Source organism: Rhodococcus sp. T7 (genome assembly GCF_009872365.1).
Classification (GTDB): domain Bacteria; phylum Actinomycetota; class Actinomycetes; order Mycobacteriales; family Mycobacteriaceae; genus Rhodococcus_F.
In genome coordinates this window covers 1-24,087 of the sequence record NZ_WXYH01000132.1, presented here as the reverse complement: position 1 = coordinate 24,087, position 24,087 = coordinate 1, and the positions used below count along the sequence as shown (strand labels likewise).

Here is a 24,087-nt window from a genome sequence, read left to right as displayed (position 1 = left end):
CAGTCGCAGAGAGGACCTCTCATGCTCGCCCGCACCGACCTTCGTGGTCGTACCCCTTCCACGGCCGAACTTCGCGCCGCACTTCCTCGAGGTGGAGTGGATGTGGACGCGGTCCTGCATCAGGTTCGCCCCGTCGTCGAGGCGGTCCGTGAGCGCGGCGCCGCCGCGGCCCTCGAATTCAGCGAGAAGTTCGACGGCGTCCGCCCCGCGCAGGTGCGGGTGCCGCAGGCCGAGCTGGACCGCGCCCTCCACGAATTGGACCCGGCCGTCCGGGCCGCCCTAGAGGTCGCGATCGAACGCACCCGCAAGGTGCACGCCGACCAGCGCCGCACCGACACCACCACCGAGGTCGTCCCCGGCGGCACCGTCACCGAACGGTGGGTGCCCGTCGACCGCGTCGGTCTGTACGTTCCGGGCGGCAACGCCGTCTACCCGTCCAGCGTCGTGATGAACGTGGTGCCCGCACAGGCCGCCGGCGTCCGCTCGCTCGTGGTGGCGTCGCCGCCGCAGTCCGAGTTCGGCGGTCTGCCGCACCCGACCATTCTCGCGGCGGCGGCCCTGCTGGGTGTCGAAGAGGTATGGGCCGTCGGCGGCGGTCAGGCCGTCGCGCTGCTCACCTACGGCGGCAACGACGTCACCCCGGACGGCGCCGAACTCACCCCCGTCGACCTCATCACCGGTCCCGGCAACATCTACGTCACCGCCGCGAAGCGTCTCTGCCGCGGCCTCGTCGGCATCGACGCCGAGGCGGGCCCCACCGAGATCGCGATCCTCGCCGACCACACCGCCGACCCGGTGCACGTCGCCGCCGACATGATCAGCCAGGCCGAGCACGACGTGATGGCCGCGAGCGTGCTCGTCACGTCCAGCGTCGAACTCGCCGACGCCGTCGACATCGCGCTGGCCGCGCAGCTCGAGATCACCAAGCACAAGGAGCGTGTCACCGCCGCGCTGTCCGGCACCCAGTCGGGCACGGTCCTGGTCTCCGACGTGGAGGCCGGGCTGCGGGTGGTCAACGCGTACGCCGCCGAGCACCTCGAGATCCAGACCGAGAACGCCACCGCCGTCGCCGCGAAGGTGACCAGTGCGGGCGCGGTGTTCGTCGGCCCGTGGGCGCCGGTCAGCCTCGGCGACTACTGCGCCGGATCCAACCACGTGCTGCCCACCGCGGGCTGCGCCCGGCACTCCTCCGGACTGAGCGTCCAGACGTTCCTGCGCGGCATCCACGTGGTCGACTACTCCGAATCCGCGCTGAAGGAGGTCTCCGGCCACGTCATCACCCTGGCGAACGCCGAGGACCTGCCCGCACACGGTGAGGCCGTGCGGCTGCGGTTCGAGGCGCTGCGGTGACCGCCGCGAACGTGCCCGGTTCGTCGATCGGGGTCGACGCCCTGCCGATCCGGGAGAATCTGCGCGGTAAGTCGGCGTACGGGGCGCCGCAGCTGACGGTCCCGGTTCAGCTGAACACCAACGAGAACCCGCACCCGCCGACGAAGGCGCTCGTCGACGACGTCGCGGAGTCCGTGCGCGAGGCCGCACGCGAACTGCATCGCTACCCGGACCGCGACGCGGTTGCCCTGCGCACCGACCTCGCCGCGTACCTCGTCCGCCAGACCGGGGTGCCGGTCACGGTCGACAACGTGTGGGCGGCCAACGGGTCCAACGAGATCCTGCAGCAGCTGCTGCAGGCGTTCGGCGGTCCCGGTCGCAGCGCGATGGGCTTCGTGCCGTCGTACTCGATGCACCCGATCATCGCGGACGGCACCGAGACGGAGTGGCTGCCGATCTTCCGGCGCGCCGACTTCGCGCTCGACGTGGATGCCGCGACCGCCGCGATCGCCGAACGCAGCCCCGACGTCGTGTTCGTCACGAGCCCCAACAACCCGACCGGGCACAGCGTCGGCATCGCGGAACTGCGCCGGGTCCTCGACGCCGCGCCGGGCATCGTGATCGTCGACGAGGCGTACGCCGAATTCTCCGACGCACCGAGCGCCCTGACGTTGATCGACGAGTACCCGTCGAAGCTCGTGGTGTCGCGGACGATGAGCAAGGCATTCGCGTTCGCCGGCGGCAGGCTCGGATACCTCGCGGCCGCACCGGCATTCATCGAGGCGCTGCTCCTGGTCCGGCTGCCGTACCACCTGTCGGTGGTCACGCAGGCCGCTGCCCGCGCGGCGCTGCGGCACGCGAACGAGACACTCGGTAGCGTGCACGCCCTCGCCGCGGAGCGCGTACGGGTGTCGAAGGCATTGGAGGACACGGGGTTCCACGTCGTCCCCAGCGACGCGAACTTCATCCTGTTCGGTGAGTTCACCGACAGCGCCCGCGCGTGGCAGGCCTACCTCGACCGCGGGGTGCTGATCCGGGACGTCGGGATCCCCGGATACCTGCGGGCCACCGTCGGGCTGGCCTCCGAGAACGACGCCTTCATCGTGGCGAGCGACGAGATCGCCGCTACCGAACTCACCAGCTCAGGAGACCGAGGATGACCGACCGCATCGCCCGCGTGGAACGCACCACCAAGGAATCGAGCATCACCGTCGAACTGAACCTCGACGGCACCGGCATCGTCGACGTCTCCACCGGGGTTCCGTTCTTCGACCACATGCTGACCGCGCTCGGCTCCCACGCGAGTTTCGACCTCACCGTCCACGCGAAGGGCGACATCGAGATCGAGGCGCACCACACGGTCGAGGACACGTCGATCGTGCTCGGCCAGGCGCTGGGTCAGGCGCTCGGCGACAAGAAGGGCATCCGCCGGTTCGGTGACGCGTTCATCCCGATGGACGAGACGCTCGCCCACGCGTCGGTCGACGTGTCGGGGCGTCCCTACTGCGTCCACACCGGCGAACCGGAACACCTGCTGCACGCCGTCATCGGCGGGTACCCGGGGGTGCCGTACGCGACGGTGATCAACCGGCACGTGTTCGAGTCGATCGCACTCAACGCGCGCATCGCCCTGCACGTGCGCGTGCTCTACGGGCGCGATCAGCACCACATCACCGAGGCCGAGTTCAAGGCCGTGGCCCGCGCCCTGCGGGAGGCCGTCGAACCCGACCCCCGCGTCACGGGCGTGCCGTCCACCAAGGGCAGCCTGTGAACCGGACGCACTCGTGAGCGTCGTCCTCGTCTACGTCCTGTTCATCGCCGCGGGTATCGCGGCGGGCGGCGCATACTCCATGTGGAAGTTCAACAAACTGGCCTCGGGCGTGCTGCTGGCACTGGCGGTGCTGGCAGCCGTGGCGGGCGTTCTCAGGCTGATGTAGTGCCGGTCGCAGTGGAGGCGCGCCGCGGCCTGCTTCGTACCCGCGGTCTGCCCACCGCGACGGTGATGGGCGCCGCGGCGTTCGGCGGCTGGGCGGTGCTGCTGCCGGTGGTTCCGCTGATCGTCTCGCTGTCCGGCGGCTCGGACACTCTCGCCGGCAGCGTGACGGCCGTGTTCATGGCCGCGACCGTCGCCACCCAACTCGGCGTGCCCCGGCTCCTGCGCAGATGGGGGCACCGGTGGGTGCTCGCTGCGGGCTGCATGCTGCTGGGGCCGCCGTCGCTTCTCCTCCTGCTCTCCACCGAGGCGATCCCGGTGCTGGCGGTGTCGGCCGTCCGCGGATCGGGGTTCGGCATGCTCACCGTCGCGAGCAGTGCGCTGGTCGCGGAACTCGTTCCGCGGCAGATGCTCGGCCGCGCGACGGGTGCGCAGGGAATCGCGGTGGCCGCCGCGCAGATGGTCGGGTTGCCCGCGGGTCTCGCGATCATGCAGCACTGGTCCGCGACCCCCGTCTTCGTGATCGGCGCTCTCATTCCCGCGCTCGCGGTCGTCGCGGTCACTCGGCTCCCCGCGATCGACGCCCCCGCGGATCGCGCGTCGCGCGGCCGCATCCCGCTCGCCGCCGTGCTGACCCCGTGGCTGTCGATCGCGATCGTGGCGGCTGCGTTCGGCGGTCTGTCCAGCCTGCTGCCGATCGCGATCTCGGAGCGGGCGTCGCTCGCCGGGGTGATCCTCGCTGTGTCGAGCGGCGCGACGCTGATCGGGCGGTATGCCGCGGGATCGTTCTCCGACCGGCTCGGGGTGGGCCGTGCCCTGATTCCCGCCCTCACGTTCGTGTGCCTCGGCCTGGTCCTGTTCGCCGTCGCCGCGGCGACGGGGGCGCCCGTGCCGCTCCTGGTGTGCGCGGCGCTGGCATTCGGATTCGGGTTCGGCGCGGTGCAGAACGAGTCGCTCGTCATGATCTTCACCGCCGCGGGGCCGACCCGCTTCGGCTCGGCGAGCGCCGGATGGAACATCGGGTTCGACGCGGGCACCGGGTTCGGTTCCCTCGCACTCGGAGCCGTCGCGTCTGCGGCCGGGTATTCCTGGGTGTTCGGGGCCGCGGCGACAGCGGTCGCGGCGGTCCCGGCCGCCGGAACGGTCGTCGGCCGCGCCCTCCGGCGTCGTTCGGCCGCCGGATAAGGTTGTGTCATGACCGTCTCCACGATTGCCGTCCTCGACTACGGCTCCGGCAACCTGCATTCGGCCACCCGCGCTCTGGCCCGGACCGGCGCGCGCGTCGAGGTCACGTCCGATCACAAGGTCGCACTCGCGGCCGACGGTCTCGTCGTTCCCGGCGTCGGCGCCTTCGCAGCGTGCATGGAGGGTCTCCGCGCGGTGCGGGGGGAACGGATCATCGGCCAGCGCCTGGCCGGCGGGCGGCCGGTCCTCGGGATCTGCGTCGGCATGCAGATCCTCTTCGAACGCGGCGTCGAGTTCGGCGTCGAGGCGGAAGGCTGCGGCGAATGGCCCGGCACCGTCGAACGCCTGCAGGCCGATGTGCTGCCGCACATGGGGTGGAACACCGTCGAGGCGCCGGGCAACAGCACGCTGTTCGCGGGCATCGATCCCGACACGCGCTTCTACTTCGTCCACTCGTACGCGGCCCAGACCTGGGAGCTGCCGACGCCGGAGCGGCTCGCGCCCCCCGCCCTGACCTGGGCAGACCACGGCGGCAAATTCCTCGCCGCCGTCGAGAACGGCGCGCTGTCCGCTACCCAGTTCCACCCCGAGAAGTCCGGCGACGCGGGCGCGGAACTGCTCCGCAACTGGGTTCGCAGTCTGTGACCGAACCCGGGGACGGGCGCGGTGACCTGTCGATCGGCAGGCTCGCCGTGTACGCGATGGGCGCCGCCACCGTGGTCCTGGTCCTCGCGACCGCGATCATTCTGGTACTGAAACCGGGCCCCGTCCTCGGGCTGATCGTCGGGTTGCTCGGCGTCGCCGGCGCGATCGCCGCCATGGGCTACGTGTCGAAACGCATGACCCGCAACGCCTACGGCCGCGACCCCGAGGACCCGAAGCCGGGTTCCGACCGTTGAGCGACTAGGGTTGTCGCACGTGAGCCTGGTCCTTTTGCCTGCTGTAGATGTCGTCAACGGTGAAGCTGTTCGCCTCGTCCAGGGGGAGGCGGGAAGCGAGACCGGATACGGCTCGCCTCGTGATGCCGCCCTCGCATGGCAGAACGACGGTGCCGAGTGGGTCCACATCGTCGACCTCGACGCCGCATTCGGTCGCGGCTCGAACCGTGAGCTCCTCGCCGACGTGGTGGGAGAGCTCGACGTCCAGGTGGAACTGTCCGGCGGAATCCGCGACGACGCATCGCTCGAGGCCGCACTGGCCACCGGATGCGGTCGCGTCAACCTCGGCACCGCCGCCATCGAGAACCCGGAGTGGTGTGCCCGCGCCATCGCCAAGTACGGCGAGAAGATCGCCGTCGGTCTGGACGTGCGCCTCGTCGACGGTGAGTACCAGCTCCGCGGTCGCGGCTGGGTCACCGAGGGTGGCAACCTGTGGGAGACCCTCGCCCGGCTCGACAAGGACGGCTGCTCCCGCTACGTCGTCACCGACGTGAGCAAGGACGGCACTCTCACCGGCCCCAATCTCGAACTCCTCGCGCAGGTCTGCGCGGCCACCGACGCCCCCGTCGTCGCCTCGGGGGGCGTGTCCACCATCGACGACCTCCGGGCGATCGCCGGACTCGTCGACCGGGGCGTCGAGGGATCCATCGTCGGCAAGGCGCTGTACGCGGGGCGGTTCACCCTCCCCGAGGCGCTCGCCGCGGTCTCGGGCTGAGTTCCCGCCATGGCCCTGTCCCACGATCCCCGGGAACTCCTCGCCGTCGCCAGTGAGCTGCTCGACGGAGTGCACGACCGGTTCGTCTCGGGGGTGGGTGCGCCCAGCGCCGTCCACAAGGGTCCCGACGACTTCGCGACCGCTGTCGACCTCGAACTCGAGAAGCGGCTGACCGGCGAACTGCGCGACCGGACGGGCATCGACGTCCACGGCGAGGAGTTCGGCGGGCCCGACCTCGACAGCGGACCGGTCTGGGTGCTCGACCCCATCGACGGCACGTTCAACTATTCGGCCGGTCTGCCCACCGCGGGCACGCTGCTCGCGCTCCTCGACGACGGCGTTCCCGTTCTCGGTCTCACGTGGCTGCCGCTAGTCGGGCGACGCTACGCGGCCGTCGCGGACGGCCCGCTGCTCGAGGGCGGTCAGCCGCTGCCGCGACTCGGCCGCACGTCGCTGGCGTCGTCGATCGTGGGCTTGGGGGCGCTGAACATCGACAGTCGCGGACGGATCCCCGGCGCGTACCGGCTGCAGGTCCTCGCGCAGCTCAGCCGGGTGTCCTCGCGGATCCGGATCCACGGATCCACCGGTGTCGACCTCGCGTTCACCGCGGCCGGAATACTCGGCGGTGCGGTCGTGTTCGGCCACAATGCGTGGGACAACGCGGCCGGTGTCGCGCTGGTGCGCGCCGCGGGCGGTGTGGTGACCGATCTGGGTGGCAAGCCCTGGACCGTGACGTCCGACTCGGTCCTCGCCGGAGCGCCCGGGGTGCACGGCGAAATTCTCGATATCCTCGGATCACTGGGTGATCCCCGTTCCGAGCCTTCAGGAGGGCGTACGCAATGACTCTGGCGGTTCGAGTGATCCCGTGTCTGGACGTCGATGCCGGACGCGTCGTCAAGGGCGTCAACTTCGAGAACCTGCGGGACGCGGGCGACCCCGTCGAACTGGCGGCCGCGTACGACGCCCAGGGCGCCGACGAGCTCACGTTCCTCGACGTCACCGCGTCGACCGCAGACCGGGGCACCATGCTCGACGTGGTCAGCCGGACGGCGGAACAGGTGTTCATCCCGCTCACGGTCGGCGGCGGTGTCCGCACCGTCGAGGACGTCGACCGGTTGCTGCGCGCCGGCGCCGACAAGGTGAGCGTCAACACCGCCGCGATCGCGCGGCCCGAGTTGCTCCGCGAACTGAGCGAACGTTTCGGCTCCCAGTGCATCGTGCTGTCGGTGGACGCGCGCACAGTGCCGCAGGGCCAGCCGGACACCCCGTCGGGGTGGGAGGTCACGACCCACGGCGGCAAGCGCAGCACCGGCATCGACGCGGTCGAGTGGGCGGTCCGCGGCGCCGAACTGGGCGTCGGGGAAATTCTGCTCAACTCGATGGACGCGGACGGCACGAAGGCCGGTTTCGACCTGCCGATGATCCGCGCGGTCCGCGCCGCCGTGCACGTGCCGGTGATCGCCAGTGGGGGAGCGGGCGCCGTCGAGCACTTCGCGCCCGCCGTCGGGGCAGGCGCGGACGCCGTCCTCGCCGCCAGTGTCTTCCACTTCGGCGACATGACGATCGGCGACGTCAAGAAGTCCATGCGTGCAGAAGGGATCATCGTCCGATGAGTCTCGACCCGGCGATCGCGTCACGGCTCAAGCGCAACGAGGCGGGACTGTTCAGCGCCGTCGCGCAGGAGCGTTCGACGGGCAACGTCCTGATGGTGGCGTGGATGGACGACGAGGCCCTCGCGCGCACTCTCGACACCCGCAAGGGCACGTACTATTCCCGTTCCCGTCAGCAGTACTGGGTGAAGGGCGAGACGTCCGGTCATACGCAGTACGTCCACGAGGTGCGGCTCGACTGCGACGGCGACACCGTGCTTCTCGTCGTCGACCAGGAGGGGGCGGCGTGCCACACGGGCACGCACACCTGCTTCGACTCGGACGTGCTGCTCGCCGCCGACTAGCGGAGCGGCCCTCGGGCGGAACGCGCGCATGCCCTCGGGCAGGATGTCCGCATGCCACTCGGGCAGGATGTCCGCATGCCACTCATTCAGATCAGTCAGACGCCGGGGCTCACGGCGGAGCAGAAGCGCGCCACGATCGAGGCCGTCACGAAGGCCTACGCCGACGCGACGGGCAAGGATCCCGCGAAGGTGTGGGTGACGATCACCGAGGTGCCGCGCGACAGCTGGGGTGTCGGCGGGACGCCGCTGGGGTGAGCTGACGTTGCTGGGGTGACCGGCGGTCAGGCCTTGCCGGTTCCCGCGGCGATGCTCTTGTCGAGTTGGGTGAGCATGGCGCCGGACAGTTCGGACAGTTGACGGACCTGGTCGGCGGAGAGGCCGTCGAAGATCAGTGACCGCACGGATTCGACGTGCGGCGGTGCGGCCTCGACGACCTTGGCCATGCCTTCGTCGGTGAGGACGGCGTCTGAGCCGCGGCTGCCGCGGATGCTTTCGCGCCGCACCCAGCCGGCTTTCTCCATCTTGGTGACGACGTGGGACAGCCGCGACAGCGACGCGTTGGCGCGCTGGGCGAGCAGGGACAGCTGCAGGCGCCGGTTCGCCTCGCCGGAGAGCGAGGCGAGGACGAAGTACTCGAAGTGGGTGAGTGCCGAGTCGCGTTGGAGTTGGGTGTCGAGTGCGGCGGGGAGCCGGGTGACCAGTGCGATGAGGGTGAGCCAGGCCTCCTGCTGCTCTGCGTCGAGCCATCGGGTGCCGGGCTGGTCCGGCGTGCCCTCGTCGTTGCCACTCATCGGTGGTGTCCTCCGTCCGTACGTTGATCCACGCGTGTGCAGCGTGCCCTCAATAGTTAGCACGCCGCGAGGCCGATTCGTGCCCGGGGAATAGTTGCCGCGCCTGCATGTTGACTCCTATAGTAACTTGAAGGTTCAACATCGCGGTCGGTGACGGGTTCACTTGTTCGTCGGTGCCGGACCTCGATCCGAAGGAGTCGCGATGACCAACGCCATGCCCGCCCTGTTCCTCAGCCATGGTGCGCCGCCGCTGGTGGACAGCGACCTCTGGGTGTCGCAGCTGGCGAAGTGGGCGGGTGAGCTGCCACGGCCGAAGGCCATTCTCATGGTGTCGGCGCATTGGGAATCGGCGCCGCTCACGATCGGATCCACCACCACCGGCACGCCCCTCGTCTACGACTTCGGGGGCTTCCCCGAGCGGTTCTACCGGACCACGTACGAGTCGCCCGGCGCCCCCGACCTCGCCGCACAGGTCGTGGCCTTGATGCCGGACGACGAGGCCGTGTCGCACCAGCCGCATCGCGGCCTCGACCACGGCGCCTACGTGCCGTTGACGGTCATGTACCCCGACGCCGACATCCCGGTCCTCCAGATCTCGTTGCCGACCCTCGACCCGCAGCGGCTGCTGCACCTCGGCGAGCGGCTGCGTCCCCTGCGCGAGCAGGGCGTGCTGATCGTCGGTTCCGGATTCACCACACACGGACTGCCGTTCCTGCGCGACCCGTCACCCGACGCGAAGGCGCCCGGCTGGTCCGCGGAGTTCGACGCCTGGGCGGACGAACGTCTCGCCGCGGGTGACGTGGATTCGCTGATCGACTTCCGCTCGCTCGCGCCGGGCATGCCGTACGCACACCCGACGATCGAGCACTTCGCGCCGCTCTTCGTCACGCTCGGCGCGTCGAGCGACCCGGAGCAGATTCCCTGGCAGGTGATCGACGGTTTCTGGATGGGGCTGGCCAAGCGGTCGATTCAGGTGGCCTGACGCGTCCGGAGGAAGGCCAGCGCCTGATCGCCGTGCGTGTTGGCGCGGAACTCGCTCGAGATGACCTCGAGCACCGTGCGGTCGGTGTCGATGACGAACGTCGACCGCTTGACCGGGGCGAGTTTGCCGAGCAGTCCGCGGCGGACACCGAACTTCTCCGCGACGGCTCCGTCGGCGTCCGACAGCAGTGGGTAGTCGAAGGACTGCGCCTGCGCGAACGACGCCTGCTTCGCCACCGCGTCGGTGCTGATCCCGGCGCGCGACGCGCCCACCGCGGAGAACTCCGTTCCGAGGTCCCGGAAATGGCAGGCCTCTGCGGTGCAGACCGGCGTCGACGCCGCGGGGTAGAAGAACAGCACCAGGGGGCCGTCCTCGAGGAGACTCGACAGCGATCGTGCGATGCCGTCCTGATCGGGCAGGGTGAATTCCGGTGCGAGCTGACCTGGCTTCATGGGTGCCGAGGCTACCCGCGCACGCAGACAGTACGAGTGCGCCTGGGATGATGGTCGGCATGCACGGCGAGCCCATTACGATTCCCGCACCCGAGTCCGCCGCCACCCCGGCCGACGGCGGGTCCGACTCGACCACCACACGTGAGCAGTTCCACGCTCTCGCCGCCGAACACCGGGTCGTCCCGGTGACGCGCAAGGTGCTGGCGGACGCGGAAACTCCGCTGTCCGCGTACACCAAGCTGGCGGCGAACCGGCCCGGCACCTTCCTGCTCGAGTCGGCGGAGAACGGCCGATCGTGGTCGCGATGGTCGTTCATCGGCGCGGGCAGCCCCGCCGCGCTGACCGTCGTCGACGGGGAAGCCGCCTGGTACGGCAACGTTCCCGCGGGCGCACCGTCCGGCGGCGATCCGATCGCGGCCCTCGGGCAGACCCTCGAACTGCTCCGCAGCGAACGGCTACCCGACCTGCCGCCGCTGACCGGCGGCATGGTCGGCTTCCTCGGATACGACGCGGTGCGGCGCATCGAGCGCATCGGCGAGCACGCCACCGACGACCTGCAGATCCCCGAGATGGTGATGCTGCTGGCGACGGACCTCGCGGCCGTCGACCACCACGAGGGCGCCATCACCCTGATCGCCAACGCCGTCAACTGGGACGGCACGGACGAACGCGTCGACGAGGCCTACGACTCCGCGGTCGAGCGGCTGGACCGGATGACGCGCGCCCTGTCGGCCCCGGCGTCGTCGACCGTGTCCACGTTCGCGAAACCCGCCCCCGACTACCGCCGTCAGCGCACCACCGAGGGGTTCGGCGCCGACGTGCAGAAACTCGTCGGCGACATCGAGGCCGGCGAGGCCTTCCAGGTGGTGCTGTCGCAGCGCTTCGAGATCGACTGCACCGCCGACCCGATCGACGTCTACCGGATGCTGCGCGCGTCCAACCCCAGCCCCTACATGTACCTCCTCAATGTGCCGAACGGCGACGACGAGACCGCGTTCTCGATCGTCGGATCGAGCCCGGAGGCGCTGGTGACCGTGTCGGAAGGCGTCGCCACCACACACCCGATCGCGGGCACCCGGTGGCGCGGGCACACCGAGGAGGAGGACATCCTGCTCGAGAAGGACCTGCTCGCCGACGAGAAGGAGAACGCGGAGCACCTGATGCTCGTGGACCTGGGCCGTAACGACCTCGGACGCGTCTGCGAACCGGGAACGGTGAAGGTCCACGACTACCGCCACATCGAGCGGTACAGCCACGTGATGCACCTCGTCTCCACCGTCACCGGTCACCTCGCCGAGGGCAAGCAGGCCCTCGACGCCGTCACCGCCTGCTTCCCGGCGGGCACCCTGTCGGGCGCGCCGAAGGTCCGGGCGATGCAGTTGATCGAGGAACTCGAACCCACCCGGCGGGGCATCTACGGCGGCATCATCGGGTACCTCGACTTCGCCGGCGACGCCGACACGGCCATCGCGATCCGCACCGCGTTGATCAAGGACGGCATCGGGTACGTCCAGGCGGGCGCGGGCGTCGTCGCCGACTCGAACCCCGAGTACGAGGACACCGAGGCACGGAACAAGGCGATGGCGGTGCTCAGCGCGATCGCGGCGGCGCACACGCTGAAGACCCTGGGAGGCGACACGCAGTGAGCGACGCGTCGGAGCCGGCCCGGGACCCCGCGCGGGCGGGGCGTCGCCGATCGATGATCGCGGTGCTGCTCCTCGCGGTCGCCGCAGTGTGCCTGTGGGGCGCGTCACGGATGACGTGGGTGGAGGTCACCTCCTCCGACGGACTCGGTGAGGAACGCACGTCGGTGCTCGTGGGCGGCACGTGGGCGGCGGCGCTCACACCGCTGGCGCTGACCCTGGTGGCCGCGATCGCCGCGTCGTTCGCGGTGAAGGGCTGGGCCCTGCGCGTGCTGGGTGTGCTCGTCGCGGTGGTGGCCGTCGCGGCCGCGGTCCCGGCGATGGGTTTGCTCGTGTCCGGCGCCTCCGACGACGAAGCGGCGCGGCTGGCCGAGTTGCCGGGCCGGGCCGACGTCCAGTCGGTGTCCGTGCACGCCGGACCTGCCGTTCTCGTGCTGGTGGGGGCCCTGGCGGCGCTCGCCGCCGCGGTGGAACTGATCCGCAGGCCGCGGGTGCGGGCGGGGCTGTCCTCCAAGTACGACAGCCCCGGTGCGCGACGCGACGCGGCGAAGAAGGCCGGTGCCGATTCCGCCGACGGTCCCGTCACCCAGCGCATGCTCTGGGACGCCCTGGACGCGGGGGAGGACCCCACGGTGGAAGACAGGAAAGCCGAACCTGTCGACCAAGTTGACGGTTCGGAGGAAGACCCGGGTACCCGGACGTAGACACAATCAGAGTGCCATCTAGGCTGGCTTCACCCCTGATGATGTTCCTCACATCGGGTTTCTGCCCAGAAAGGACTCGGGCCACGATGACCGTTCTCGACTCGATTCTCGACGGGGTGCGCGCCGACGTCGCCGCCCGCGAAGCCGTCCTCGACTTCGCCGCAGTCAAGGCCGCCGCCGCCGCCGCACCGCCGGCCCTCGATGCCGCGGCCGCCCTGCTCGAGCCGGGCATCGGAGTCATCGCCGAGGTCAAGCGCGCCAGCCCCTCGAAGGGTGCGCTCGCCGACATCGCCGATCCCGCCGAACTGGCCGCCGCCTACCAGGCCGGTGGCGCCCGCGTGATCAGCGTGCTCACCGAGGAGCGCCGGTTCCAGGGGTCCCTCGCGGACCTCGACGCCGTCCGCCGCGCGGTGAGCATTCCGATCCTCCGCAAGGACTTCATCGTCGGGCCGTACCAGATCCACGAGGCCCGCGCGCACGGCGCCGACATGGTGCTGCTCATCGTCGCCGCCCTCGAGCAGGACGCGCTCGCGTCGTTGATCGACCGGACGGAGTCGCTGGGCATGACGGCCCTCGTCGAGGTCCACACCGAGGAAGAAGCGAACCGGGCGATCGAAGCGGGCGCCAAGGTCATCGGTGTCAACGCGCGCAACCTCAAGACGCTCGAGGTCGACAAGAACACGTTCGGCGAGATCGCTCCCGGACTGCCCACCGAGATCATCAAGATCGCGGAGTCCGGGGTGCGCGGCACGGCCGACCTGCTGGCGTACGCCGGTGCGGGAGCCGACGCGGTCTTGGTCGGCGAAGGCCTCGTCACCAGCGGTGATCCGCGCAAGGCGGTGGCCGATCTGGTCAACGCGGGCGCGCACCCGTCCTGCCCCAAGCCGTCGCGCTGACCCCGCCCCGGCGGACCTGACCCGGACGGCGGCGGAACCCGGCCTCGAGGCAGACTGGACCTGTGACTTCACGTAATCAGGAAACCGTCTTCAAGGGTGGCAATCTGCCGACTGCCAGCGCCGGAATCGCCGAGCGTACGACGCACGACCCCGATGCCGGAGGGCACTTCGGCGTGTACGGCGGACGGCATGTGCCGGAGGCCCTGATGGCGGTGATCGAGGAGGTCACCGCCGAGTACGAGAAGGCGCGCGGCGACGAGTCGTTCCTGAACGAACTCGACCGACTCCAGCGCGACTACACCGGTCGTCCGTCCCCGATCTTCGAGGCGACGCGGATGAGCGAGTTCGCCGGTGGGGCGCGGCTGATCCTCAAGCGCGAAGACCTCAACCACACCGGCTCGCACAAGATCAACAACGTGCTCGGGCAGGTGCTGCTCGCCAAGCGCATGGGCAAGACCCGCATCATCGCGGAAACCGGTGCCGGCCAGCACGGTGTCGCCACCGCCACCGCCTGCGCGCTGCTCGGTCTGGAATGCATCATCTACATGGGCGCCGTCGACACCGAGCGGCAGGCACTGAACGTCGCCCGCATGCGGCTGCTCGGATCGGCGGTCGTATCCGTCGAATCGGGGTCGAGGACCCTGAAGGACGCGATCAACGAGGCGCTGCGCGACTGGGTCACCAACGCCCACAACACCTACTATTGCTTCGGCACCGCCGCCGGACCGCACCCGTTCCCGACCATCGTCCGCGACTTCCAGCGCGTCGTCGGTCTGGAGACGCGGGTCCAGGTGCAGGCGCTGACGGGCCGACTGCCCGACGCCGTGACGGCGTGCGTCGGCGGCGGGTCCAACGCCATCGGCATCTTCCACGCATTCCTCGACGACCCGTCCGTGCGGCTGGTCGGGTACGAGGCCGCCGGTGACGGCGTCGAGACCGGAAGGCACGCCGCGACGTTCGCGGGTGGCACCCCGGGCGCGTTCCAGGGCGCGTACTCGTACCTGCTGCAGGACGAGGACGGCCAGACCATCGAGTCGCACTCGATCTCCGCGGGCCTCGACTACCCCGGGGTCGGCCCGGAACACGCACTGCTCAAGGACATCGGCCGCGCCACCTACGAGCCGGTCACCGACTCGGAGGCCATGGACGCGCTCCGACTGCTGTCCGAGCGCGAGGGAATCATCCCGGCCATCGAGTCCGCCCACGCCGTCGCCGGTGCGCTGCGACTGGGCCGCGAACTGGGGGAGGGCGCGATCATCGTCGTCAGCCTGTCCGGGCGCGGCGACAAGGACATGGACACGGCGGCCAAGTGGTTCGGACTGTTCGATCCGGACGACTCGACGGAGACCACCACGACTGACAAGGAAGGTTCGGCCAAGTGAGCGAACGACTCTCGCGCCTCGCCCCGACGTTCGCGCAGTGCCGCGAGGAGAAGCGTGCCGCGCTCGTCGGGTATCTCCCGGCCGGGTTCCCGACCGTGCAGGAATCCATCGACGTGTTCAAGGCGATGGTCGAAAGCGGTTGCGACATCGTAGAGGTCGGCATCGCCTATTCCGACCCGGTGATGGACGGACCCACCATTCAGGCGGCAGCCGAGACGGCGCTGCAGAACGGTGTCCGGGTGCGCGACGTGTTCACCGTCATCGAGGCGATCGCCTCCGTCGGCGGCAAGGCCGTCGTGATGACGTACTGGAACCCCGTTCTGCAGTATGGGGTCGACAAGTTCGCCCGCGATCTGGCGAGCGCAGGCGGCCTCGGGCTGATCACCCCCGACCTCATCCCGGAGGAAGCCGGCCAGTGGATCGCCGCGTCGAAGGAACACGACCTCGACCGGATCTTCCTCGTCGCGCCGTCGTCGACCGAGGAGCGTCTCGCGATCACCCTCGACGCCAGCAGCGGGTTCGTCTACGCCGCGTCCACGATGGGTGTCACCGGCGCACGTGACGCCGTGTCGTCGATGGCACCCGAACTGACGGCCCGCATCCGCGCCCACTCGGACATTCCGGTGGGTGTCGGACTGGGGGTCCGCTCCGGCGCGCAGGCCGCCGAGATCGCCGCCTACGCCGACGCGGTCATCGTCGGATCTGCGCTGGTCACCGCGGTGGAGAGCGGTCTGGACGCGGTGCGCTCGCTGACGGAGGAACTCGCCGAGGGCGTTCGCTCCGCTACCGTGGCGTCGTGACTTCCACTGTGGACGTACTGGCCTACATTCCGAGTCCGCCCCAAGGTGTCTGGTATGTCGGACCGGTGGCCCTGCGCGCGTACGCGCTGTTCATCATCGCCGGGATCGTCGTCGCGATCGTGTGGGGTGACCGTCGCTGGGTGGCCCGCGGCGGCGAGAAGGGCACCGTCCTCGACATCGCCATCTGGGCGGTGCCGTTCGGTCTGATCGGCGGCCGCCTCTACCACGTGATGACCGACTGGCCGACGTACTTCGGGGAGGGCGGCGATCCCGTCGACGCCCTGAAGGTGTGGCAGGGCGGCCTCGGCATCTGGGGCGCCGTGGCGCTCGGCGGTGTCGGCGCCTGGATCGGTTGCCGGCGCCGCGGCATCCCGCTGCCGGCACTCGGCGACGCGGTCGCACCGGCCATCCTGCTCGCGCAGGCGATCGGACGGATCGGAAACTACTTCAACCAGGAACTCTACGGTCGCGAGACGGACGTTCCGTGGGGGCTCGAGATCTTCGAGCGCCGCAACGACGTCGGCCAGGTGTCTCCGCAGCTGATCGACGGGGTGTCCACCGGCGAGGTCGCGTTCGTGGTGCATCCGACGTTCCTGTACGAGGCGCTGTGGAACGTACTGATCGTGATCCTGCTCGTGTGGGTCGATCGCCGATTCCGCATCGGGCACGGCCGTCTCTTCGCCCTGTACGTGGCCGGGTACTGCGCCGGGCGTTTCTGGATCGAACTGATGCGCAGCGACCACGCGAGCCTCATCGCCGGTGTCCGCGTCAACTCGTTCACCTCCGCCCTGGTGTTCGTCGCGGCCGTAGTGTATTTCTTCGCCGCCACGAAGGGGCGCGAGGATCCGGCGGAACTGCGGCCTGCCGACGGCGAACCGGTCGCGGACGAGACCGCACAGGCGGAGCCGGACGATTCCGCACCGGCCGAGGGGGAGAAGAAGGTCGAGGGCAAGGACGAGGACGGGAAGGCGTCTGCATCGGAGTCGGTATCGGACGACAAGGCCGCGAGCACTGCGAGTGCCGGCGGCGATGCGGGCACGAAGACCATCGACAGCAAGAAGGATGACGCGAATGACTGAACCGGGGAAAGCATCCGACGATTCCGGCACGGGTGCATCCGAGGACGCACACAAGGTCGACCTGGGAAAGAGCAGCGACGGCACCGAGAACAGCAACGACGCGAGCGTGCCGCCCGAATTCGGCTCCCCGTTCGACTACGACGCCACCGCCGAGGCTTCGCTGTCCCAGCCGCCCGCCACGTCCGACGCGACGCCGTCACCGGGTTCGTCCGGGACGGGACCGGGCTGGGACACGTATTCGGGTGTCGGCAACGGCCCGGGCTGGGGGTCGACGCCCACCTACCCGTCGCCGGGCGGAACCGAGCCGACGGCCCCGTTCCCGAACGTGGGCGAGCCGACTTCGCCGACCGCGCCCTACTCCGGGTACGAGAAGCCCCAGCAGCCGGACGGTCCGACCTACGGGGCACCGGATCCGAATTACGGCGCGCAATACGGGGCGGCTCCGCAGTCGCCGCAGGACTACCAGCAGCCCGGGTATCAGCAGCCGGGTTACGGACAGCAGCAGGGTTACCCCCAGCAGGGGTACCCGCCGCCCGGGTACGCCCCCGGCTACAACGCGTACGCCGATCCGTCGGCGCCGTTCGGCAGGCACCCGCTGACGGGTGAGCCGTACTCCGACAAGTCCAAGTTGACCGCCGGACTGCTGCAGATCTTCCTCGGCGCGTTCGGCGTCGGGCGGTTCTACCTGAACCAGCCCGGCATCGCCGTGGCGCAGATCGCCGTCACGTGGCTCACGTGTGGAATCGGCGGCATCTGGCCGCTGGTCGACGGGATCATGATGCTGACCGGCAGCGTGAAGGACCAGTACGGACGGCCCCTGCGGGACCAGTGACGATCCCCGGAAAACGTGTGGCCCGTGTTGCTGATGCGACACGGGCCACCGTCCGTTCCGGGCCCGATTCGGCATATCTTGCCGGGTATCGGTCCTGGTAAGCTGAGCGCGCCGGGTGTATGTCCGGTAACAACCTTCACGGGCCGATGCTGTCCCGGTAGACCCCCGAAAAGCAGTTAGCGCCCGTCGTGGCGACCCCGCTAGCGGAGGCCGCCGACAGCACGTGCGGAGCGCACACACTGGTGGTCTTCCCGGCCGATGTGGAGGTATATCGGTGCTGTTCTCTCAGTTGCCCGGTCCCCAGGGCTTGTACGACCCGGACCAGGAAGTCGATTCCTGCGGCGTCGCCATGGTCGCGGACGTGCACGGCCGCCGCTCCCACTCCATCGTCTCCGACGGACTTCTCGCTCTCGAGAATCTCGAGCATCGCGGCGCGGCGGGCTCGGAACCGAACAGCGGCGACGGCGCAGGAATCCTGCTCCAGCTCCCCACCGAATTCTTCGGGGCTCTCGCCCCGTTCGACCTTCCCGCGCCCCTGGACGACGGCAGCAGCACGTACGCGGCGGGCATCTGTTTCCTCCCGCAGGACCCGCAGGCGCGGGCGGCCGCGCAACGACGCGTGTCCGACCTCGCGGACGAGGAGGGACTCCAGATCCTCGGCTGGCGTCCGGTGCCCGTCGAGCCGGACGGCGCGGACGTCGGCTCCACGGCCCGCGCCTGCGCACCGCACATGAGCCAGTTGTTCGTCGCCGCACCCGCCGTCGGCGGAATCCGGCCCGGCGGGCTCGCCCTCGACCGCCTGGTCTACCCGCTGCGGAAACGGGCCGAACAGGTCACCCCCGACGTCGAGTCGGAGGGCAGCGGCGTGTACTTCCCGTCGCTGTCGAGCCGGACGATCGTCTACAAGGGGATGCTGACCACGTCCCAGTTGGCGCGGTACTTCCCGGACCTGCGCGACCCGCGGATGGCGAGCGCGATCGCGATCGTGCACAGCCGGTTCTCGACCAACACGTTCCCGTCCTGGCCGCTCGCGCACCCGTTCCGGTTCGTCGCGCACAACGGGGAGATCAACACGGTCCGCGGCAACCGGAACCGCATGCGGGCCCGCGAGGCACTGCTGTCGAGTGCGGTGATCCCGGGCGACCTGCGCAGGGTGTATCCGATCTGCACCCCCGACGCGTCGGATTCGGCGTCGTTCGACGAGGTGCTCGAACTGCTGCACCTCGCCGGCCGCAGCGTGCCGCACGCGGTGATGATGATGGTGCCGGAGGCGTGGGAGAACGACACGTCGATGTGCCCGGACCGGCGGGCGTTCTACCAGTTCCACGCGTCGCTGATGGAGGCGTGGGACGGGCCTGCGTGTGTGACGTTCACCGACGGGACCGTGGTCGGCGCCGTGCTGGACCGCAACGGCCTGCGCCCGGGGCGCTGGTGGCAGACCGTCGACGGGCGGGTGGTCCTCGCGAGCGAGAGCGGTGTCCTCGACGTCCCGCAGTCGGAGGTCGTGGCCAAGGGCCGCCTCGAGCCGGGGCAGATGTTCCTGGTCGACACGTCCGAGGGCCGCATCGTGCCCGACGAGGAGATCAAGATGCGGCTCGCGGCGGAGCGGCCTTACGCCGAGTGGCTGTACGCCGGTCTGCTGGAACTGAAGACGCTGCCGGATCGTCCGCACGCGCAGCACAACCACGAGTCGGTGGTGCGGCGGCAGGTGGCGTTCGGGTACACCGAGGAGGATCTGCGCATCCTGCTCGCCCCGATGGCCACGTCCGGCGGCGAGCCCCTCGGTTCGATGGGGACGGACACGCCGATCGCCGTCATGTCGCAGCGGTCGCGGCTGCTCTACGACTACTTCGTCGAACTGTTCGCGCAGGTCACGAACCCGCCGCTCGACGCGATCCGCGAGGAGATCGTGACGTCGCTGTCGCGGGTCATGGGTCCGGAGCAGAATCTGCTCGAACCGACCGCGGCGTCGTGCAGGCAGATCGTGCTGCCGTGGCCGGTGCTCGACAACGAAGAGCTGAACAAGATCATCCACGTGAACGCGGACGGCAACCATCCCGGGCTCGCCGCGGCGGTGCTGCGCGCGCTGTACGACGTGGAGCGCGGCGGTGCGGGGATGGCCGAGGCGATCGAGGAGTTGCGGGCGCAGGCGAGCGCCGCGATCGCGGACGGCTACCGGACGCTGGTGATCTCGGACCGAGACTCCGACCACACGCGGGCGCCGATCCCGTCGCTGCTCGCGGTGGCTGCGGTGCACCACCACCTGGTGCGGACCAAGGAACGCACCAAGGTGGCGCTGGTCGTCGAATCCGGTGACGCCCGCGAGGTCCACCACCTGGCGTTGCTCATCGGGTACGGCGCCGCCGCCGTCAACCCGTACCTCGCGATGGAGTCGATCGAGGACCTCGTGTCCGAGGGCGAACTCACCGGGGTCGAGCACACGATCGCCGTGCGGAACTACCTCACGGCGCTGGGCAAGGGTGTGCTCAAGGTGATGTCGAAGATGGGCATCTCCACCGTCGGCTCGTACACCGCGGCGCAGGTGTTCGAGGCGATCGGCCTGGACCGCGACCTCGTCCACGAATACTTCACGGGCACGGTCAGCAAACTGGGCGGCGCCGGTCTCGACGAGATCGCCCGCGAGGTCACCGTCCGCCACCGGCAGGCGTACCCGGACAACCCGGCCGAGTTCGCCCACCGGCGGCTCGAGGACGGCGGCGAGTACCAGTTCCGCCGCGACGGCGAACTGCACCTGTTCACCCCGGAGACGGTGTTCCTACTGCAGCACGCCACCCGCACCGGTCAGCACGAGGTGTTCGCCAAGTACAGCGAGGAGGTGAACCGGCTCGCCGAGGCCGGTGGCGCCCTGCGCGGCCTGTTCACGTTCCGCGAGGGTGCGCGGCCGCCGGTGCCGCTGGACGAGGTGGAACCGGTGGAGCGGATCGTCACCCGGTTCAACACGGGCGCGATGAGTTACGGTTCCATCTCCGCCGAGGCGCACGAGACGATGGCCGTCGCGATGAACAATCTCGGCGGGCGCTCCAACACCGGGGAGGGCGGCGAGAACGTCGACCGGCTCTACGATCCGTCGCGGCGCAGCGCCGTCAAGCAGGTGGCGAGCGGGCGGTTCGGCGTCACCAGCGACTACCTGGTCAACGCCAGCGACATCCAGATCAAGATGGCGCAGGGCGCCAAGCCCGGTGAGGGCGGCCAGTTGCCGGCGTACAAGGTGTACCCGTGGGTCGCGGAGACCCGGCACTCGACGCCGGGGGTCGGGCTGATCTCGCCGCCACCGCACCACGACATCTACTCGATCGAGGATCTCGCGCAGCTGATCCACGACCTGAAGAACGCCAACGATCAGGCCCGGGTCCACGTCAAGCTGGTCAGCTCGGTGGGGGTGGGAACCGTCGCCGCAGGCGTCAGCAAGGCGCACGCCGACGTGGTCCTCATCTCCGGCAACGACGGCGGCACCGGCGCCACCCCGCTGACGTCGATGAAGCACGCCGGGGCGCCGTGGGAGATTGGGCTGGCCGACGCCCAGCAGACGCTCGTGCTCAACGGTCTCCGCGACCGCATCACCGTCCAGTGCGACGGCGGGATGCGCACCGGACGGGACGTCGTGGTCGCGGCGCTGCTGGGTGCGGAGGAGTTCGGGTTCTCCACGGCCCCGCTGATCGTGGCGGGCTGCATCATGATGCGGGTGTGCCACCTCGACACCTGCCCGGTCGGTGTCGCCACCCAGAACCCGGAGCTGCGCAAGCGGTACACCGGCAAACCGGAGTTCGTGGAGGAGTTCTTCCGGTTCGTCGCCGAGGACGTGCGCCGGTACCTGGCGGATCTCGGGTTCCGCAGTATCGACGAGGCCGTCGGTCACGCCGACGTCCTCGAGACCGCGCAGGGGATCGCCCACTGGAAGAACCGCGGACTCGACCTCACCCCGATCTTCGCCGTGCCCACCGGGCCGGACGGGGAGCCGCTGCCGCAGCGGCGCCGGGACCGCGATCAGGACCACGGACTGGACCGGGCACTGGACCGCACGCTGATCCAGTTGGCGGAGGGCGCCCTCGAGGACGCGCACGCCGTGGAGATCGAGATGCCGGTGCGCAACGTCAACCGGACCGTCGGCACGCTGCTCGGCGCGGAGGTCACCCGCCGCTACGGCGCCGCCGGATTGCCGGACGACACGATCCGGCTCACGTTCACCGGTTCGGCCGGGCAGTCGCTCGGCGCGTTCCTGCCGCCGGGCATCACCATCGACCTGACCGGGGACGCCAACGACTACGTCGGCAAGGGGTTGTCGGGTGGGCGGATCGTGGTCCGGCCCGCCGCCGACGTCCTGTTCGTCCCGGAGACCCAGGTGATCGCGGGCAACACCCTGCTCTACGGCGCCACCTCCGGGGAGATCTACCTCCGGGGACGCGTCGGGGAACGCTTCTCGGTGCGCAATTCCGGTGCGTCGGCCGTCGTGGAGGGTGTCGGCGACCACGCCTGCGAATACATGACGGGCGGGCGGGTCGTGATCCTCGGACCGACGGGACGGAACATGGCGGCCGGCATGTCCGGCGGCATCGCGTACGTCCTCGACCTGGACCCGGAGGACGTGAACCCGGCGATGGTGAAGCTGATGCAACCCGACCCGGACGATCTGGACTGGTTGCGCGGCGCCGTCACCCGGCACCACCGGTGGACGGGTTCCGCGGTCGCGGCGTCCGTGCTCGCCGACTGGCCGCGGCGGTCTGCACTCTTCACCAAGGTGATGCCGGTGGACTACCAGCGGGTGCTGGACGCGACCCGGATGGCGAAGGCCGAGGGACTCGACGTCGACACTGCGATCATGGAGGCGGCACGTGGCTGATCCCCAGGGCTTTCTGCACATCGCGAAGAAAGAGGCGCGCAAGCGTCCGGTCGCGGAGCGGGTGCACGACTGGAACGAGGTGTACGCGCCGCAGAGTTCCGCGGAGCGGGCCGCCGAGGTGTCCGAGCAGGCGGCGCGGTGCATGGACTGCGGAATCCCGTTCTGCCACTCGGGAAGTGCGGGCTGCCCGCTGGGCAACCTGATCCCGGAGTGGAACGACCTCGTGCGGCGCGGCCGCTGGTCGGCGGCGAGCGAGCGGCTGCACGCCACCAACAACTTCCCGGAGTTCACGGGCCGGGTGTGCCCGGCCCCGTGCGAGTCGGCGTGTGTGCTCTCGCTCGCCGACACGCACACGACGGGCAGTGTCACGATCAAGCGGATCGAACAGGCCATCGCGGACGTCGCGTGGGACTCCGGCACGGTGGTCCCCAAACCACCGATGATCGCCACGGGACGGAAGGTCGCGGTGGTCGGTTCCGGCCCGGCCGGTCTGGCGGCGGCTCAGCAACTGACCCGGGCGGGGCACGACGTCACCGTCTACGAGCGCGACGACCGGCTCGGGGGACTGCTGCGGTACGGCATCCCGGAATTCAAGATGGAGAAGGCCATTCTCGATCAGCGCCTGATGCAGATGCGCGCCGAGGGAACCCACTTCGTCACCGACTGCGAGGTCGGCGTCGACCTCACCGTGGAGCAGATGAGCGGGAACTTCGACGCGGTCGTGCTCGCGATCGGTGCGCTGCGGGCCCGCGACAACACCACCGTCGAGGGCCGGGAGTTGAACGGGATCCATCTCGCGATGGAACATCTCGTCACCTCGAACAAGGAATGCGAGGGCGACGGTCCCGCGGACATCACCGCCAAGGGTAAACACGTCGTCATCATCGGCGGCGGCGACACCGGCGCCGACTGCCTCGGAACGGCGCACCGCCAGGGCGCGCTGTCGGTGACCCAACTGGACTACAACCCGGAGTTGCCGACGAAGCGAGACGAGGCCGCGACGCCGTGGCCGGCCTGGCCGATGGTGCTGCGCACGTCGCCCGCGCACGCCGAGGGCGGTGTCCGCCGGTACCAGGTCGCGGTGCAGCGGTTCCTCGGCGACGCGAACGGGAACGTCCGGTCTATGGTGCTCGCCGAGGTCGAGGTCACCCGCGAAGAGGGCAAACGCATCATCACGCCGGTCGGCGAGGAGATCGAATTGCCCTGCGAACTGGCACTTTTCGCGATCGGCTTCGAGGGCGTCGACCTCGGTCCGCTGCTCGACGACTACGGGTTGTCGCCGACCCGGCGCGGAGCCCTCGCCTGCGGACCGGACTGGCAGACCACCGCCCCCGGGGTCTTCGTCTGCGGGGACGCGCACCGCGGCGCGTCGCTCGTCGTGTGGGCGATCGCGGAGGGCCGGTCCGCGGCGCACGCCGTCGATGTGTACCTCACCGGGGCGTCGGACCTCCCGTCGCCAGTGCATCCGACAGCGCTTCCGCTGGCAGTCGTCTAAATGGAGAAGGGCGCGCGGGACGACTAGGCTCGAGGCCGTGAACCGACGCACGAAGATCGTATGCACACTTGGACCTGCTACCGCCACCGGTGACCGTATTCGCGAGCTCGTCGAAAGCG

General features: G+C 69.9%; 25 protein-coding genes. 23 read left to right on the top strand and 2 right to left on the bottom strand.

Annotated elements, in window-relative coordinates; translation table 11 throughout:
* The first annotated feature begins 21 nt into the window (after positions 1 to 21).
* The 12 genes from hisD to MLGJGCBP_RS15510 all read left to right on the top strand — a co-directional run bounded on the left by hisD (position 22) and on the right by MLGJGCBP_RS15510 (position 8,309).
* Complete coding sequence (gene hisD / locus MLGJGCBP_RS15560) at positions 22 to 1,350, top strand: histidinol dehydrogenase (protein ID WP_160096694.1); 1,329 nt, start codon at positions 22 to 24, stop codon at positions 1,348 to 1,350.
* The gene (locus tag MLGJGCBP_RS15555) at positions 1,347 to 2,489 is read left to right on the top strand and encodes a histidinol-phosphate transaminase (RefSeq protein ID WP_160096692.1); all 1,143 of its coding nucleotides are present in this window, start codon (positions 1,347 to 1,349) and stop codon (positions 2,487 to 2,489) included. The genes hisD and MLGJGCBP_RS15555 overlap by 4 nt, the downstream gene beginning before the upstream one ends.
* Positions 2,486 to 3,100, top strand: a complete 615-nt coding sequence (gene hisB, locus MLGJGCBP_RS15550; RefSeq protein WP_005247522.1) for an imidazoleglycerol-phosphate dehydratase HisB — start codon at positions 2,486 to 2,488, stop codon at positions 3,098 to 3,100. The genes MLGJGCBP_RS15555 and hisB overlap by 4 nt, the downstream gene beginning before the upstream one ends.
* 13 nt (positions 3,101 to 3,113) lie before the next feature.
* Positions 3,114 to 3,266 (top strand): hypothetical protein, encoded by a 153-nt coding sequence (locus MLGJGCBP_RS50510; RefSeq protein ID WP_007297398.1) that lies wholly within the window; start codon positions 3,114 to 3,116, stop codon positions 3,264 to 3,266.
* Entirely contained in the window at positions 3,266 to 4,447 is a 1,182-nt protein-coding gene (locus tag MLGJGCBP_RS15545) for an MFS transporter (protein WP_160096691.1), read from the top strand. Before MLGJGCBP_RS50510 ends, MLGJGCBP_RS15545 begins: the two co-directional genes overlap by 1 nt.
* 9 nt (positions 4,448 to 4,456) lie before the next feature.
* Entirely contained in the window at positions 4,457 to 5,092 is a 636-nt protein-coding gene (gene hisH / locus MLGJGCBP_RS15540; RefSeq protein ID WP_072945244.1) for an imidazole glycerol phosphate synthase subunit HisH, read from the top strand.
* A complete protein-coding gene (locus tag MLGJGCBP_RS15535; protein WP_087556294.1) occupies positions 5,089 to 5,346 on the top strand; it encodes a hypothetical protein in 258 nt (85 codons plus the stop codon). The genes hisH and MLGJGCBP_RS15535 overlap by 4 nt, the downstream gene beginning before the upstream one ends.
* Positions 5,347 to 5,365: 19 nt before the next feature.
* Complete coding sequence (gene priA / locus MLGJGCBP_RS15530; protein ID WP_012687996.1) at positions 5,366 to 6,100, top strand: bifunctional 1-(5-phosphoribosyl)-5-((5-phosphoribosylamino)methylideneamino)imidazole-4-carboxamide isomerase/phosphoribosylanthranilate isomerase PriA; 735 nt, start codon at positions 5,366 to 5,368, stop codon at positions 6,098 to 6,100.
* Positions 6,101 to 6,109: 9 nt separating this feature from the next.
* Positions 6,110 to 6,943 (top strand): inositol monophosphatase family protein, encoded by an 834-nt coding sequence (locus MLGJGCBP_RS15525; protein WP_160096689.1) that lies wholly within the window; start codon positions 6,110 to 6,112, stop codon positions 6,941 to 6,943.
* The gene (gene hisF, locus MLGJGCBP_RS15520; protein ID WP_160096687.1) at positions 6,940 to 7,713 is read left to right on the top strand and encodes an imidazole glycerol phosphate synthase subunit HisF; all 774 of its coding nucleotides are present in this window, start codon (positions 6,940 to 6,942) and stop codon (positions 7,711 to 7,713) included. Before MLGJGCBP_RS15525 ends, hisF begins: the two co-directional genes overlap by 4 nt.
* Complete coding sequence (gene hisI, locus MLGJGCBP_RS15515) at positions 7,710 to 8,054, top strand: phosphoribosyl-AMP cyclohydrolase (protein ID WP_087556296.1); 345 nt, start codon at positions 7,710 to 7,712, stop codon at positions 8,052 to 8,054. The genes hisF and hisI overlap by 4 nt, the downstream gene beginning before the upstream one ends.
* Positions 8,055 to 8,129: 75 nt before the next feature.
* Complete coding sequence (locus tag MLGJGCBP_RS15510; protein ID WP_005247502.1) at positions 8,130 to 8,309, top strand: tautomerase family protein; 180 nt, start codon at positions 8,130 to 8,132, stop codon at positions 8,307 to 8,309.
* Between the two features lie 26 nt (positions 8,310 to 8,335).
* Here the strand turns inward: MLGJGCBP_RS15510 and MLGJGCBP_RS15505 are convergent, their stop codons facing one another.
* Entirely contained in the window at positions 8,336 to 8,845 is a 510-nt protein-coding gene (locus MLGJGCBP_RS15505) for a MarR family winged helix-turn-helix transcriptional regulator (protein WP_087556297.1), read from the bottom strand.
* A 202-nt stretch (positions 8,846 to 9,047) separates the two neighbouring features.
* On the opposite strand from MLGJGCBP_RS15505, the gene MLGJGCBP_RS15500 reads away from it, so the two are divergent.
* Positions 9,048 to 9,827 carry a dioxygenase family protein gene (locus tag MLGJGCBP_RS15500; protein WP_160096685.1) on the top strand — a complete coding sequence of 260 codons (780 nt, stop codon included), beginning with the start codon at positions 9,048 to 9,050 and terminating at the stop codon, positions 9,825 to 9,827.
* On the opposite strand, the gene MLGJGCBP_RS15495 is transcribed toward MLGJGCBP_RS15500, so the two are convergent.
* Positions 9,815 to 10,279, bottom strand: a complete 465-nt coding sequence (locus MLGJGCBP_RS15495) for a peroxiredoxin (RefSeq protein ID WP_160096683.1) — start codon at positions 10,277 to 10,279, stop codon at positions 9,815 to 9,817. The genes MLGJGCBP_RS15500 and MLGJGCBP_RS15495 overlap by 13 nt on opposite strands.
* A 59-nt stretch (positions 10,280 to 10,338) precedes the next feature.
* On the opposite strand from MLGJGCBP_RS15495, the gene MLGJGCBP_RS15490 reads away from it, so the two are divergent.
* From MLGJGCBP_RS15490 to MLGJGCBP_RS51745, 10 genes are all read left to right on the top strand, one after another.
* Positions 10,339 to 11,925: an anthranilate synthase component I gene (locus tag MLGJGCBP_RS15490; RefSeq protein WP_201453078.1), complete on the top strand. Its 1,587-nt coding sequence runs from the start codon at positions 10,339 to 10,341 to the stop codon at positions 11,923 to 11,925.
* Positions 11,922 to 12,626: a TIGR02234 family membrane protein gene (locus MLGJGCBP_RS15485; protein ID WP_087556301.1), complete on the top strand. Its 705-nt coding sequence runs from the start codon at positions 11,922 to 11,924 to the stop codon at positions 12,624 to 12,626. Before MLGJGCBP_RS15490 ends, MLGJGCBP_RS15485 begins: the two co-directional genes overlap by 4 nt.
* A gap of 86 nt (positions 12,627 to 12,712) precedes the next feature.
* Positions 12,713 to 13,522, top strand: coding sequence for an indole-3-glycerol phosphate synthase TrpC (trpC, locus tag MLGJGCBP_RS15480; RefSeq protein ID WP_012687986.1), 810 nt, complete (start codon positions 12,713 to 12,715; stop codon positions 13,520 to 13,522).
* Positions 13,523 to 13,584: 62 nt separating this feature from the next.
* Positions 13,585 to 14,904, top strand: coding sequence for a tryptophan synthase subunit beta (trpB, locus tag MLGJGCBP_RS15475; RefSeq protein ID WP_087556303.1), 1,320 nt, complete (start codon positions 13,585 to 13,587; stop codon positions 14,902 to 14,904).
* Entirely contained in the window at positions 14,901 to 15,704 is an 804-nt protein-coding gene (gene trpA, locus MLGJGCBP_RS15470; RefSeq protein ID WP_160096679.1) for a tryptophan synthase subunit alpha, read from the top strand. Before trpB ends, trpA begins: the two co-directional genes overlap by 4 nt.
* Positions 15,701 to 16,783 (top strand): prolipoprotein diacylglyceryl transferase, encoded by a 1,083-nt coding sequence (lgt, locus tag MLGJGCBP_RS15465; RefSeq protein WP_160096677.1) that lies wholly within the window; start codon positions 15,701 to 15,703, stop codon positions 16,781 to 16,783. Before trpA ends, lgt begins: the two co-directional genes overlap by 4 nt.
* The gene (locus MLGJGCBP_RS15460; RefSeq protein ID WP_160096675.1) at positions 16,776 to 17,615 is read left to right on the top strand and encodes a TM2 domain-containing protein; all 840 of its coding nucleotides are present in this window, start codon (positions 16,776 to 16,778) and stop codon (positions 17,613 to 17,615) included. The genes lgt and MLGJGCBP_RS15460 overlap by 8 nt, the downstream gene beginning before the upstream one ends.
* A gap of 274 nt (positions 17,616 to 17,889) precedes the next feature.
* Entirely contained in the window at positions 17,890 to 22,473 is a 4,584-nt protein-coding gene (gene gltB, locus MLGJGCBP_RS15455) for a glutamate synthase large subunit (RefSeq protein WP_160096673.1), read from the top strand.
* Positions 22,466 to 23,968: a glutamate synthase subunit beta gene (locus MLGJGCBP_RS15450; RefSeq protein ID WP_160096671.1), complete on the top strand. Its 1,503-nt coding sequence runs from the start codon at positions 22,466 to 22,468 to the stop codon at positions 23,966 to 23,968. Before gltB ends, MLGJGCBP_RS15450 begins: the two co-directional genes overlap by 8 nt.
* Before the next feature lie 37 nt (positions 23,969 to 24,005).
* Positions 24,006 to 24,087 (top strand): pyruvate kinase (locus MLGJGCBP_RS51745; RefSeq protein ID WP_236581116.1); only part of this gene is annotated, 82 nt, incomplete at its 3' end.

Bases quoted from the DNA above. Each gene is read 5' to 3' on its own strand.
- MLGJGCBP_RS15505 (WP_087556297.1), bottom strand. From the start codon at position 8,845: ATGAGTGGCAACGACGAGGGCACGCCGGACCAGCCCGGCACCCGATGG.
- MLGJGCBP_RS15490 (WP_201453078.1), top strand. From the start codon at position 10,339: ATGCACGGCGAGCCCATTACGATTCCCGCACCCGAGTCCGCCGCCACC.
- hisD (WP_160096694.1), top strand. From the start codon at position 22: ATGCTCGCCCGCACCGACCTTCGTGGTCGTACCCCTTCCACGGCCGAA.
- MLGJGCBP_RS15500 (WP_160096685.1), top strand. From the start codon at position 9,048: ATGACCAACGCCATGCCCGCCCTGTTCCTCAGCCATGGTGCGCCGCCG.
- hisF (WP_160096687.1), top strand. From the start codon at position 6,940: ATGACTCTGGCGGTTCGAGTGATCCCGTGTCTGGACGTCGATGCCGGA.
- hisH (WP_072945244.1), top strand. From the start codon at position 4,457: ATGACCGTCTCCACGATTGCCGTCCTCGACTACGGCTCCGGCAACCTG.
- hisI (WP_087556296.1), top strand. From the start codon at position 7,710: ATGAGTCTCGACCCGGCGATCGCGTCACGGCTCAAGCGCAACGAGGCG.
- MLGJGCBP_RS15495 (WP_160096683.1), bottom strand. From the start codon at position 10,279: ATGAAGCCAGGTCAGCTCGCACCGGAATTCACCCTGCCCGATCAGGAC.
- MLGJGCBP_RS15460 (WP_160096675.1), top strand. From the start codon at position 16,776: ATGACTGAACCGGGGAAAGCATCCGACGATTCCGGCACGGGTGCATCC.
- MLGJGCBP_RS15510 (WP_005247502.1), top strand. From the start codon at position 8,130: ATGCCACTCATTCAGATCAGTCAGACGCCGGGGCTCACGGCGGAGCAG.
- hisB (WP_005247522.1), top strand. From the start codon at position 2,486: ATGACCGACCGCATCGCCCGCGTGGAACGCACCACCAAGGAATCGAGC.
- trpC (WP_012687986.1), top strand. From the start codon at position 12,713: ATGACCGTTCTCGACTCGATTCTCGACGGGGTGCGCGCCGACGTCGCC.
- MLGJGCBP_RS15525 (WP_160096689.1), top strand. From the start codon at position 6,110: ATGGCCCTGTCCCACGATCCCCGGGAACTCCTCGCCGTCGCCAGTGAG.